The 12,657-nt window shown below is 48.7% G+C and carries 9 protein-coding genes and 1 CRISPR repeat array (1 of these 10 only partly in view); of the genes, 3 read left to right on the top strand and 6 right to left on the bottom strand.

Translation table 11 applies throughout. The features are described from left to right. Positions 1 to 41 precede the first annotated feature (41 nt). The 3 genes from AB9P05_RS02190 to AB9P05_RS02180 form a co-directional block, all read right to left on the bottom strand. Positions 42 to 1,748, bottom strand: coding sequence for a C1 family peptidase (locus AB9P05_RS02190; RefSeq protein ID WP_371907180.1), 1,707 nt, complete (start codon positions 1,746 to 1,748; stop codon positions 42 to 44). Positions 1,749 to 2,010: 262 nt separating this feature from the next. Further along, positions 2,011 to 2,706: a ribose-5-phosphate isomerase RpiA gene (gene rpiA, locus AB9P05_RS02185; RefSeq protein ID WP_371907179.1), complete on the bottom strand. Its 696-nt coding sequence runs from the start codon at positions 2,704 to 2,706 to the stop codon at positions 2,011 to 2,013. Between the two features lie 46 nt (positions 2,707 to 2,752). After that, a complete protein-coding gene (locus AB9P05_RS02180; RefSeq protein ID WP_371907178.1) occupies positions 2,753 to 3,862 on the bottom strand; it encodes an LOG family protein in 1,110 nt (369 codons plus the stop codon). A gap of 413 nt (positions 3,863 to 4,275) precedes the next feature. Between AB9P05_RS02180 and AB9P05_RS02175 the strand changes: the two genes are divergently transcribed. From AB9P05_RS02175 to AB9P05_RS02165, 3 genes are all read left to right on the top strand, one after another. After that, a complete protein-coding gene (locus AB9P05_RS02175; RefSeq protein WP_371907177.1) occupies positions 4,276 to 5,832 on the top strand; it encodes a tail fiber domain-containing protein in 1,557 nt (518 codons plus the stop codon). Between the two features lie 172 nt (positions 5,833 to 6,004). Further along, the gene (locus AB9P05_RS02170; protein ID WP_371907176.1) at positions 6,005 to 7,537 is read left to right on the top strand and encodes a retropepsin-like aspartic protease; all 1,533 of its coding nucleotides are present in this window, start codon (positions 6,005 to 6,007) and stop codon (positions 7,535 to 7,537) included. A 475-nt stretch (positions 7,538 to 8,012) separates the two neighbouring features. After that, positions 8,013 to 8,159, top strand: coding sequence for a hypothetical protein (locus tag AB9P05_RS02165; protein ID WP_371907175.1), 147 nt, complete (start codon positions 8,013 to 8,015; stop codon positions 8,157 to 8,159). Between the two features lie 97 nt (positions 8,160 to 8,256). Here the strand turns inward: AB9P05_RS02165 and AB9P05_RS02160 are convergent, their stop codons facing one another. The 3 genes from AB9P05_RS02160 to AB9P05_RS02150 form a co-directional block, all read right to left on the bottom strand. Then, complete coding sequence (locus tag AB9P05_RS02160; RefSeq protein WP_371907174.1) at positions 8,257 to 9,378, bottom strand: alkene reductase; 1,122 nt, start codon at positions 9,376 to 9,378, stop codon at positions 8,257 to 8,259. Between the two features lie 65 nt (positions 9,379 to 9,443). Next, entirely contained in the window at positions 9,444 to 10,268 is an 825-nt protein-coding gene (locus tag AB9P05_RS02155) for an aldo/keto reductase (protein WP_371907173.1), read from the bottom strand. Positions 10,269 to 10,338: 70 nt separating this feature from the next. Next, on the bottom strand, positions 10,339 to 10,659 hold the full coding sequence (locus AB9P05_RS02150) for a four-helix bundle copper-binding protein (RefSeq protein WP_371907172.1): 321 nt from the start codon (positions 10,657 to 10,659) through the stop codon (positions 10,339 to 10,341). Positions 10,660 to 11,951: 1,292 nt separating this feature from the next. Then, positions 11,952 to 12,657: a CRISPR direct-repeat array (repeat unit 37 nt; unit sequence GTTTCAATCCTTGTTGTACTGGATTTACCTCTCGAAG) (it continues 133 nt past the right edge of the window).

Genomic DNA, 12,657 nt, shown 5'->3' with positions numbered 1-12,657 from the left:
CACCCTGTAGTGTCGCTCAGTACCCATTGCCCCCCTAGAGCCTAGTTAATCCTCGTCATCTTGAACGGATAAGTAACCGAAGGGGCCTGATCAGCCTTTCCGGTAATAAGCCCGGAGTCCCACGTATGATGGTGGCCCGTCAGGTTAACCACCCCCACCTCGCTACTGAGTTTTGCGATCTGTAAATAGACCTTATGAGGCTTATTGTTATAAAACTTAATTTGTGCCCTCGATACCAGGTTTTCCCAACTCGAAGTAAATCTACCTTCTATAATAACGTGATCTGCAGACTGGTCAGATACCACCTCGTCAAAATACAGTTCGCCGTATGCCCCCTCCGTACTAAAATACCACTCACTCTCATAGTAAGCCGCCAAGCCAAAGGGCCGGGGAGTGTCCCCACCGGATGAAGAATACTGCCCCTTAGACGCGTAGCCGCCATAAGTATTCCCGTCCGTATCAGTGAATTGTCCTGCCATAAAGTCATTACGCCTCAGGTAGAACTCAAACTTACGGCCGCTTACCTCATCCCATCGCAGCAGAGGCTTATTATTATCGATATAAAACGTGATCTTATTTCCCAGTACACTGCCGTTGACCCGGTAAGGGTTGCCCTGTGAATCATAAAAAGTGCCTATCCGGTAGTCATTATACTGGATAGGGATAGCCCCCGTAGTATAATTGTACTCAAATACATAGTCCGCCATGCCCGGCAGGTGATAGATGTCCAGAGTACCCCTGAGGCCATCGTAATTCAGTTTCCAGCGGCCAAAGAAGGCAATCTCAGGCCACTCTGATATAGCAGCCGGCCGCTGGATGTAGGCAGCCGCCAAACCATACCGCCTCACGTAATCATACGAAATAGCCGTATAGCCATCCAGATCTAGTGCAGATTCGTCTTCACCCCAACTGTTCTTTACCATGAAGTAATGCCTGGAAGGGTCACTGTCCCGCTTATCAAACCCCACGATAAGCATGCTGTGGGCTATCACATTACAGTTGCCGCACTCCTGCCATACCCCCCGGTCATCCACACCCCCTTCATCCCAGGGCGCGCTTCCGCTAAAGTCCCATACCACTTCCTTGCCGCTTTTCAGGATAGTCTCTATTTCATCCGTATCAGTCGCATCATCCAGATTCCTGTATGCTGCCACCCCATACCAATCCTCATTATGAAGAATATCATGCGTGAGTATCTCAGGGTCCAGGTTAAAGTCGCTATATTCCTTTTGGGTAGCGCCAGCCCCCTTATCCAATGCAATAGTGAGCGCCGGAAAGTTATCCTTGTAGTAATCTTCACTGTCATGGTACCCCATTACCTCTTCCAGCGGTATCTTATAGCCTTTGCTCAATTCCACCACTACGCCCACACCGCCACCGCCTCCGGTACTCCCAAGCTGGGTCTCTATCCTGTGCACACCATCAGCCATGTGATCATCCCAGATAGGATGCAGGTAAGCCGATTTCCTCGTGAAGTTGATAAACTCCTCAGAGAGGTCCGGTTCTCCATAGCCATACCGCCTGTACGACGCCTCTAAAGCCGCCACACCCGCAAACACTATGCACGTGCCCCGGCCACCCTGGTTACGCAGCGCGGTTTGCTGAGGCCTTAGGTCGACAAAATCGTCAGATATAACAGTTTCTGGCGGGGCCTCTACGTTCTCCAGGCAACCCGTAAGTAGTAAAGTGAAAAGGGGTACGGCCATGGCGCATAGCATTCCGTACCAGGATGAGCCAATCTTTTTCATGATAGCAGGTGGTTCATAAAAAGTATCCCATAGTACCGGGAGTTACATCATATGAATATAGCTTATTGCTATCAATATAATTACCCGCAGGACCAGCAAAGTACTGGCTCACAGGGCAATTTATTTGTTTTTGGCTATTTGTCGTGCTTAAAGTGCTATTCCTGATACAGCCACCAGCGGCCAGTCAGTAGATGGTTAAACACTATTTAGTATAATATATAAAATAAAAATCAGGGCCTGAAAGTCATGTGCCCGGCACCCTTTACCCCATCATACCCGCTTTCCGCTCAAATATCCGCGTACCAGATCCCTCACCCATAATCACTAAGTGAGTATAGTTAAGAAATAAGCCCGTCTCTACCACCCCCGGTATGGCATGCAGTTGCCGGTCCAGGTCGTCCAGGTCTCTGAAGTGACCAATATCCAGGTCAATGATATGGTTACCCTCCTGCGTGAGAAACGAATGCCGGCCATTTTTCCGGCGCCGGGGAGAAAACTCCGCCTTTTCCAGTCGCTCCGCTATCAGGTCCGAGGCCATCGGGATAGTTTCTATTGGCAGCCGGTAAGCCTGGTTAAGGTACTGCGTAAACTTAGAAGAGTCCGCAATGATGATATTGCGGGAAGAAGCCGAGGCCACGATTTTCTCATGGAGCAGAGCCCCGCCACCCCCTTTTATCAGCCTTAATTGTTCATCAAAGGCATCCGCCCCATCGATATTCACATCGATGTGCCCCACTTCAGACAAGTTCTTTACCTTTATGCCATGCGATTCGGCCAGCTCTTTCGTGGCTGCCGAAGAGGGTATACCCGTTATCCTCAGTCCCTCTGCCACACGCCTGCCCAGCAGCCGGATCATGATGGCAGCCGTAGAGCCTGATCCCAGGCCTACCACATAGCCGTCTTTTATATAGTCTAGGGCTTTCGTTGCTGCTGCTTCTTTTTCGGTATCTTTTGCCATATACCTACCTAACAGGCTTAGCACAAAAAGGTATGCTGCCTTTTGCTCAGGAGGTAAATTTTCTGATTTCAGCAATCACCTCCTCCGCCGTATCCGTAAGCGAGAGGATCATATTTTCGTATTTCTCCTCATCCGCCATCGCCTTTATCAGCGGATATACCGGGCGGTTATGCTGCCAGTACCCACTATCGAAAAAGACCATTGGGCTCGCATAGCCAAAGCTAAGATAGTGGTTCTGCGTAGCGTCCTGGAATACCTCCTGTATAGTGCCTGCGCTACCCGGCGCATAGATTACCCCCCCTTTAGCCACCGCCAGCAGGCCGTCTTCGCGTACGCTGTTGGCAAAGTACTTCGCTATCAGGCTGGCAAAGGGCGTAGGCGGCTCGTGGCCATACAGCCACGTGGGGATTCCCACACTGTGAAAAGGAGAGGGGGTGTAGCGGTGAATCACCTCAAAAGCCTTATCCAGCCAGAGCGTGTCCGTATAGGCAGGTGCCTCGCACAATATATCCATGGCCTCCTCCAGGTGAGAGCTGTCCTTTCCCGCAAAATAAGCCCCTACATGCGTGGCCTCCATGGCACCCGGGCCACCGCCCGAGATCATCAGGTAGCCTTCTTCCGTCAGCCGTTTACTCACACGGGCCATTTCCAGGTAGTCCGGATTTGTACGCAGCATAGTATGGCCCCCCATGATCGCCACCACCTTTCTTTCATCATACAGCGCCAGAAAGTCATATAGCGCATCCGTAATAGAATGGTCATGCAGCCGCCGCGCCAGCGTATCCTTAATATTCACCGCCTCCTTGCCCGTGTCAAGGTAATAATCATAGATCACCTTATCCGGTGTAAGCTCATACGTTTCAGGCCTGCCACGCACATAGCCCTCCATAAGCGTATCGCGCGTATATAAGTGACTTGGATATACATTAAAAGGCATGTCCATTTTGGGGAATATCACCGAGCTTTTCTCAAATCCATGCATGAGCGAGGCCGGGATGTCACATCCCAAAAACAGGCAGTTAGCAAAAGTGCGCCCACGGGCAATCGTCTCCACCTCATTAAAGTCCAGATTCTGAAAAGCATAATAGCTCAGAGAGGGCTCCTTTTTCAGTACATCTATCAGTTCATTCACGGTTTCTATTTCCCGGTAGGTCATATGTGATGATGAATTTAATAATCCTTTAAGTATAGTTTAATTAATTTTAAGAAGGCTGCACAATAAGATATTTAAACCCGTTCCGCATGAATATCATATAATATCAGTTTTTTTTGATGTGCGGAAACCCCCAATTGCAAATACTGATTATCTGGATAAAAACCCATTTTCATAACCCAGGCCCCTTTTATTTGTTAGCACCAGCCCATAATTGCGATAACAAATATTTTCTCATAACAATACTCTTCTCTACACCTTGAAAATTTCCCTAAACCTTATGTGTAAGTCTCTGTTTCTCACTTACTAAACTACGCACCCTGCTCCATTCATCTGAGTTATGAATGCACATCCTACCACTTTTCAGCAGGTATCCTGACCAGGTAACTTATTTATTTATTATAACTATATAACCTATGAAAAACCTATTTACTTCGGTAAAGGCAGTGATATTATCAACTGCCTTGCTGGCTGTATCCTTTGCAGCCGAAGCCCAGTGGACAGGCACGTCCCCTTTTCTTAGCGGTGAACTCGCCTCCCGGCTCGGTCCCGTTGCCGTGGGTACCAACTCCATACCCTTTGCACCTCCCGGCCCGGCCCTTAAACTCTACGTTAATGAGAACTTTGGCCAGCGATCTGCAGGTACCTTCGGCAGTGTTACCAGCGCTAGTAGCGAATGGACCAGCATCGGCCGCGGACCCAATGGCGTATTACCCTTTTACGGCATACGTATGCAGGACGGCCCCCTCAGTCTGCTAACCGGCTCGGATGATAATAACCAGCCCACCGTCAGTTGGACAGATAACCTCAATACCGCCTCCAGCTCTAACTCAGAGTTACGATTTAACTTCATCGGTAGCGACGACATCAAGCGTACCTACGGCCGCTGGGATGCCCGGGGAAATCTCTTTCTCGGTACCGACCCCGGTGGGGTAAGCGCCGACTTTTACGAGCTGTATGTGTTTGGGTACCAGAATAGTTCAGGCATCAGAGGGCAGAACATAAATGTCGACGCCGGGTCTGAGTCATTTAACTTTGGCCTGTTTGCCAGAACCGTAGGCGCCACCAGCAGCAATACAGCCATCTCGGCTCGTGCTAGCAGCTCCGCTAATGTCGTGACAGCCGTAGATGCCAACGCTTCCGGAGGTAATACAAATTATGGCGTGCGTGCTTCCGCCTCAGGTGGCAGTACCAACTTCGCCGGATTCTTCAGTGGCAATGTTACTGTAACCGGCACCTTCTCTAACCCCAGCGACGCAAGGTTGAAAAATGTGGTAAGCAACGAAAATGCCCGCCAGAACGGCCCCACCGTCCTGGAAAGGCTCCGCATGCTTAAGGCTTACGATTACACATACAAGAACGAAGGCGACCTGCAGCGCCTGAACCTGCCCCGGGGAGAGCACCATGGTTTCATGGCTCAGGAAATGCAGCAGGTATTCCCTGCCCTGGTGGAAGAGATCGTATACATGCATATCGATGAAAATGCCGCCACCGGCGAAGGCGATGTAGCCGAGCCCGATAAGATGGAATACCTCGGCGTCAACTACATAGGCATGATACCCTATCTGGCAGAAGCTATCCAGGAGCTTGACGCCCAGCAGCAGGAAAACGCTGCCCTGCAGCAGAAACTCACCGCCCTGGAATCCGAAATGGCCGATATGCGGCGTAAACTCGATGAAATAAGCAACACCGGCAGTACTGATGCCCTGCAAGGGAAGGCAAAGGTATTCGGCAATACGCCTAACCCCTTCAGTGCCGAGACCCGCATAGCCTACGAACTGCCCGCTAGTAGCAATGCCACCCTGCTGGTATATGATATGAGTGGCAAGCAGGTTATGTCCTTTGATAACCTCAGAGCCGGTAATGGAGAAGTGGTAATAGAAGGCCGCTCACTTGAGCCTGGTATGTACATCTACACCCTCATATCCGACGGCGAAGAAGTAGATACCCACCGCATGATCCTTACTAAGTAAAGAATCAGACCAGTGAGATCATAAAGGCCCTGCCAATAAGGCGGGGCCTTTTCTTTTGCCCATATGAACCATTAACATCATTTAACAGAATTTAACCTCATGCCGGGCCGCAGCCATGTATATTTATCCCCGATCAGTTATGGGCACATATATAACCAAACCCCCCGTATACATGAAAAAGGTAGTTGTTATTTGCCTGCTACTGATGCCCGTCCTTTCCTACGCACAGCAGGCGCAGGAAGATGATCTTATCCGCCAGCGCCTCGAGGCCCTGTTTGCCCATATAGCCACTAATCATTTTGACAGTCTCCAGCCTTATTTGGCAGAAGAACTGACCGTGTCAGGTCATGCAGAGCCTACCGCTACAGCCATTCTTAAGGCCCTGCCCATGCAGGCCAGTGCCCCCGACAGCTATGAAATTGCAGATAGAACACATACCGGGGCCGGCCTGGTAGTAGCCGTAATTGCCATGGTGAAAGGTGAGCAGAAAGAATACACGTTTTCATTTAACGAAAAATACTTTTTCACTGAGATAAACATGTTCAAAGTTGAGGTACAGCAGGTTGAAGAACCTAAAGCCACCCCACTCCCAAAACCTGTCGTGATCCCCTTTACCCTCGTAGACGGGCTTATTTTCATCAAGGTAAAACTGGGACAAACAAAAGACCCGCTGAATTTTGTATTCGATACAGGGGCCACCACCTGCGTACTGGATAGCCTCGTGGCCCGGCAGTATGATATGACAGAAATGGGGCAGCAATCAGGCAAAGGGGCACATGGCAGCTCCACCTATAGCCTCACATCATTAGACACCCTGCTGGTAAATGAGATAAGCCTCAGTAACGTTACCACTGTCCTCGTAGATCTTGATCATCTGGGCGGAGCATACCGTATAGACGGCATCATTGGCCACACCCTCTTATCCAAATACCCCGTAAAGATTGATTATGATAGGGCCCAACTGACCCTGTATAACGATATGGCGCAGGTAACCCGCCTTTACCACAGAGAGCTTACCTTTTCGTTTAAAGATGGCATACAGATTCCCAAACTGCCCATGACGATCAGGCTGGCCTCTGGTCAGTCCTATGCCGGTGATGTGTTTATGGACACCGGGGCCGGACCTGCTTTTCTGCTTAATAGCTCCTATGTAAAAGCCCATAGCCTCAATAAAGAGTTCAGGGAACGCTTTTTTGTAGGCTTCAGAAGCCTCACTAAAGGCCCACGCTCCGGTGACTTCAAATCCACCATACCCGCCCTCCAACTGGGTGCCCACAGACTGGAGGAAATACCCATTATCGTTACAGCCTCTGAGCAAGGAATAAATGCCCTCCCCAATACCCTGGGCATAGCAGGCAGTGGCATACTCCACCGGTTCAACTGGCTGCTGGATTATAACGGGATGAAGGCTTACTATGAACCCAATAGCTACTACGATAAACCATTCTTATACCCCGCCACCAACTTCACCATCAGGCGAAAAGCCGGGAAAATGTACCTGAATAATGTGCAGCCGGGTAGCGAAGAGGCCGAACAGGGGCTGGTCAATGACCTGGAAGTCATCAGCGTAAATGGGCTGGGCTATGAGGAATACGATCAGATAGAAGAGCTCATTGCCACAGACGGCATCACTATCGAACTACAATACATAAATAGCGGGGGGCAAAAGGAGGTAATGAAAATCAGGACAGGCAGGAAAATATAACCTTCAGGCTAAGGGTACCTGGTTTTTTAATTATATCCATTAAAAGAGGAAATAAATCTATTTATAATAAAAATGGATATATTAAATGATAGATAAAATAATATAGCTATGACGAAGACCAGAATGCCCCTTCACAAACTAAATGTTAGCAGCCTCCAAACAACCACCGCGTTTAAAGCAAGAGGCGGAACCAGCCCATCTGCATGTATTTGACTTAGTCAGGCATGCGAAACGTTGTATTAAACAGCCTGTCATGGATATAATGACTGCCGGGAGTTTGACACATCAGAATGTACCTGATACCTGTTGGCTCATTAGTAAAATAGTATGGCCTTAGCACAGGCTATACCCTGCTAAGCCGGCAGTTAATTATTGGCCGGCAAAGAGTGAAATAGTAATCTATTTTATCTCTCATTAATGATATGCTAAAAAAATCATTATATTATCTGACGTAAACATCAAAACACTATAAAAGATGAAAAAGACTAAGCTTACATTAAATGAACTTTCAGTAGCAAGTTTTGCCACTACCGATAAGATCACTGCCCGGGGTGGGGAAGATAACCCTACCTGCCTGCCTGATAGCTGTACCGGCTGTGATGCTATCGCAGATTTTGCATAAAGAGCTATATCACGTTTAATTATAATAAAGGGAGACCCGAAAAGCGGGACTCCCTTTTTTTGCAACCAAAAAGCTGCTTTCGCAGCGTCTGTAGTCTTTATTGATAAGTCTTATTAACCTCCGTTTCGGCCAGGAAAGGATAATCCGTATACCCGTCAGGACCAGGGGTGTAGAAAGTATCCTGATCCCACTCCGCCAGCGGAGCCTCCAGCTCAAACCGCTTGGCAAGGTCAGGGTTAGAGATATAGAGCTTAGCATACGACACCAGGTCAGCCAGGCCCTCTTCTATAAACCTATTGCCCTTCTCACGATCAAATCCACCATTGATCATAAGCGTACCTTTATACATAGGGCGGTAATGCTTCGCAATCTCCGACACCAGGTGGGGCTTATCGCTCACATCCGTAAACGGTTCCGACAAGTGCAGGTAGGCAAGATCATACTCATCACTCACCTTCTTCACGATATAGTCGAAAGTAGGGATCGTCTCCTCATCAGTCTCCATGCCGAATATGCCGTCCAGGCTCGGGTTCAACCGGATGCCGATGCGGCCTTCGGGAAATACCTGCTTCACCTCGTCCAGTACTTCGAACAGAAAGCGCGCACGATTCTCAATGCTGCCCCCATACTTATCCGTACGGTGGTTTGAGGTGCGGCTAAAGAACTGATGGAACAGGTAGCCATTACTTGAGTGGATCTCCACCCCGTCAAAGCCTGCCTCCTTCGCATTCTCAGCAGCCTTTTTAAAATCCTGCACGATAGCTTCCACTTCCTGCGTTTCCAGGGCGTGCGGCTCTACGGTTTCTTTGAACCCTTCCGGAGTATATGCCTTTTCCCCGGGGTTAATGGCAGATGGCGCTACAGGCTTGTTACCACCGTGAAAGTCCGGGTGACTGATGCGGCCTACATGCCATAGCTGAATAAAGATCTTTCCGCCCTCTGCATGTACAGCATCAGTTACCTTTTTCCAGCCTTCCACCTGGGCCTTATTATGTATACCCGCCGTGTTAATGTAGCCCACCCCCTGGGTGCTCACCTGGGAGCCTTCACTTATGATAAGGCCCGCACCGGCGCGCTGCTTGTAATACTCCACATGCAGGTCAGTAGGAGCGTTTTCCGGGTTATCTGCCCGCGAGCGGGTCATGGGTGCCATCACTACCCGGTTTTTTAGCTCCAGGTCGTGCATGGTGTATCGTTGTATGAGAGGTTGTTTGCTCATGGTTAGATCAATTTATGTGTATATACACGTAAATGAGATTCTCAGGTTTTCGTTTTCCTGAAATTTTAATCCCAATCAGGTGCAAACTCCGGATTGATCAGCCGCCCCTCCTTGCTTTGAAGCTCGTTCAGGTCGCTCATTTCATCGGCAGTGAGTTCAAAATCAAAGATATTGAAGTTCGACTCGGCATGGTCTTTAGAAGAGGTGCGGGGAATCGCGGCCACGTTATCCTGCTGCATAAGCCAGCGGAGGGCCACCTGCCCCTCATTCTTATCGTATTTCTTTCCTATCTTCTGTATCAGTTCGTGGCCAAATACCTTGCCCTTGCCCACGGGTGAGTACGCCGTCAGCAAGGCATCATTTTCCCTGACAGCCTCCAGCACCTCACTCTGGTCCATAAAGCAGTGATACTCCACCTGATTTACAGCGATGTTTCCTTTGGTCAGTTCGCTGGCTTTCCGGAACAGCTCCGAGGGAAAGTTACTGACCCCGATAAGGCGCGTCAGCCCTTCCGATTTGATTTTCATCATCTCTTCCAGGGTGTCCTCCAGCGGTACGTCCGTAGTACTGGGCCAGTGGATCAGCAGCAGGTCCGTAAACTCCACCTGCAGTTTCTTCAGGCTATCCTTGAAGTCCTCTCTAAAGTCAGCAGGAGCCAGGCGGTCATGCCATATCTTAGTAGTCACGAATACCTCTTCCCGTGCGCAACCCGCATCTTTTATTGCTGCACCTACATCCGCCTCATTACCATACGCTTTGGCAGTATCTATATGGCGGTAACCAGTCTTCAGGGCATGCTTTATCATCTCCTGCCCCCCCGCACCTTTGAGTGTCCAGGTGCCAAATCCAAGTGCCGGTATCTTTACGCCTTGTTTCTCTATAAATTTCATAAAAAAAGGGGTGTGAATTTACGTATTCAAACCCCTGTGATCCTTAGTTGTTCGTCAAAATATCAGTCCCTTACGCAGCGAACTTTTTGCACGCCTCCTCACAGGCCCTGCACGCTTCCGCACAGTCCTTACAGTGTTGGTGCTCGTGCTTTCCACACTCATCAGCACACAGCTTGCAGACCTCGATACACTCCTTCGCCAGGTGCTTCGCATGCTTGGAATCGCGTGCTACCAGCCTGGCCGTCAATGCACATATATCCGCACAGTCCCGGTCAGTCTTTATGCAGTCAGACATTTTCTTCACGTCATCCTCCCCCAGGCAAGCCGTTGCACAATGTTCACACGCTGCCACACAGGCATTCAACTTATCTAATAAATCTTGATGCTTCATAATAAAAAGTGGGTCTTTTAGTCAAAAAATACATATTACTAACACATTGATTAGCAATCTGTTCCGGTGATGTTAAGATTGATCGCTCCTATTCAATTCATTAATTCCGGTAATAATATACTACCGCGGAGTTGTACCGGGCCGCGATCGGTCCCGTGGTTGCCATTTCGGGAAGTTGTACTTCCCACCAAGTATGCACTCAACAGGCCCTCGAAGCCAGGCGAGGCGCCGTTTTAATCCCACCCAAAACTTAGTTTCAATCCTTGTTGTAGTGGAACAGGCTCTCGAAGCTCTACCAGCTTCCTTGAATACTGGGAAGCACATATGTTTCAATCCTTGTTGTTTTGGATCCGGGTTCCTTTCAGACCGACTATGCGTTCAAGTACCTGTCGAAGTTTCCGGCTCTGACGCATAGCCGTCAAGCTAAGCACACAAATTACTTTTAATTAACTGGTTCGAGATTAGCGAAGCGTATCTTGGACCTATTATTTAAGTTTAGTTTTTAACTGAACAGCCCCTCAGGGGCTAGTAGCTGAGCAGCTAATCCTGGCTGTTCGATACCTGGGGAGCATAAATCGACCTTAGTGCATGCGAAGTCGAACGCGACCCGGTATCAACTTCGCGTAGATGGCAACCACGGGGTACAACCCCGCGGTAGTTATTATTCGGAATACAAACCAGTTGTTAATATTTTGATAAATAGCACTTTATACCCTTAGCTTGACGGCTATGGGCTCTGGCGGGGGGTGGTACTTTACCCGGGTTTTCAATCCTTGTTATAGTGGATTAGGCTCTCGAAGCCGGACGTTGATCCGGGCAACATCCAATCAACAATGTTTCAATCCTTGTTATAGTGGATCCGGGGTCCCTTCAGACCGACTATGCGTTCAAGTTGCTCTCGAAGACCCGGGCTAAGACCTTCTGATGATTCGCTGGCTACGTTTCAATCCTTGTTGTGATGGATCCGGGGTTGCGCTCAACAGGCGCTCGAGGGCGATCACTACGAAGACGATACCCGGCCATGGTAGGTTTCAATCCTTGTTGTAGTGGATCCGGGGTCCCTTCAGACCGACTATGCGTTCAAGTACCTCTCGAAGGGCCAGTTAATGATTCGGATTACACTGACTGTAAGTGTTTCAATCCTTGTACTGGATTAGGCTCTCGAAGTACTTTATAGTCTATAGGAATAACTATAAAAGACTTGTTTCAATCCTTGTTGTAGTGGATCCGGGGTTGCGCTCAACAGGCTCTCGAAGAAACCTGACCCAGACATCGAGAACGGACATTGAAAAGTTTCAATCCTTGTTGTACTGGATTTACCTCTCGAAGTGATTCGCGACCTGATGAACGAGCGCAGCACCATGGGTTTCAATCCTTGTTGTACTGGATTTACCTCTCGAAGTTAACCCCTCGACAGAATAGGTTTATAGAGGCAATGTTTCAATCCTTGTTGTACTGGATTTACCTCTCGAAGTCAGGCAGACAGCCAAGGCAATATGTTCATAAGGTCGTTTCAATCCTTGTTGTACTGGATTTACCTCTCGAAGAAGCGTGTCAATTTCAAAAACAATTAATCATGATGTTGGTTTCAATCCTTGTTGTACTGGATTTACCTCTCGAAGAGATGCGCAATATCGAAATGACCACATGACCAAGGGTTTCAATCCTTGTTGTACTGGATTTACCTCTCGAAGTGGGAGAGAGAAGAGGGAGCCCGCAAGCTCAGGTCGAGTTTCAATCCTTGTTGTACTGGATTTACCTCTCGAAGTAAGAAACACGACTTAGAGGAGGTCCTGACATTGTGTTTCAATCCTTGTTGTACTGGATTTACCTCTCGAAGTAGAAAGCTCTTAGAATCATATCCAATGCCTTTGTGGTTTCAATCCTTGTTGTACTGGATTTACCTCTCGAAGAATAGCCTAAGTCTACCCGGCCAAAAAAGTCACTTCGTTTCAATCCTTGTTGTACTGGATTTACCTCTCGAAGTGTTGATCGATG

The sequence above is a fragment of the Roseivirga sp. BDSF3-8 genome (genome assembly GCF_041449215.1).
Lineage (GTDB): Bacteria > Bacteroidota > Bacteroidia > Cytophagales > Cyclobacteriaceae > JBGNFV01.
This window is presented reverse-complemented; position numbering and strand designations above follow the sequence as displayed.

Bases quoted from the DNA above. Each gene is read 5' to 3' on its own strand.
- AB9P05_RS02190 (WP_371907180.1), bottom strand. From the start codon at position 1,748: ATGAAAAAGATTGGCTCATCCTGGTACGGAATGCTATGCGCCATGGCC.
- rpiA (WP_371907179.1), bottom strand. From the start codon at position 2,706: ATGGCAAAAGATACCGAAAAAGAAGCAGCAGCAACGAAAGCCCTAGAC.
- AB9P05_RS02180 (WP_371907178.1), bottom strand. From the start codon at position 3,862: ATGACCTACCGGGAAATAGAAACCGTGAATGAACTGATAGATGTACTG.
- AB9P05_RS02175 (WP_371907177.1), top strand. From the start codon at position 4,276: ATGAAAAACCTATTTACTTCGGTAAAGGCAGTGATATTATCAACTGCC.
- AB9P05_RS02170 (WP_371907176.1), top strand. From the start codon at position 6,005: ATGAAAAAGGTAGTTGTTATTTGCCTGCTACTGATGCCCGTCCTTTCC.
- AB9P05_RS02165 (WP_371907175.1), top strand. From the start codon at position 8,013: ATGAAAAAGACTAAGCTTACATTAAATGAACTTTCAGTAGCAAGTTTT.
- AB9P05_RS02160 (WP_371907174.1), bottom strand. From the start codon at position 9,378: ATGAGCAAACAACCTCTCATACAACGATACACCATGCACGACCTGGAG.
- AB9P05_RS02155 (WP_371907173.1), bottom strand. From the start codon at position 10,268: ATGAAATTTATAGAGAAACAAGGCGTAAAGATACCGGCACTTGGATTT.
- AB9P05_RS02150 (WP_371907172.1), bottom strand. From the start codon at position 10,659: ATGAAGCATCAAGATTTATTAGATAAGTTGAATGCCTGTGTGGCAGCG.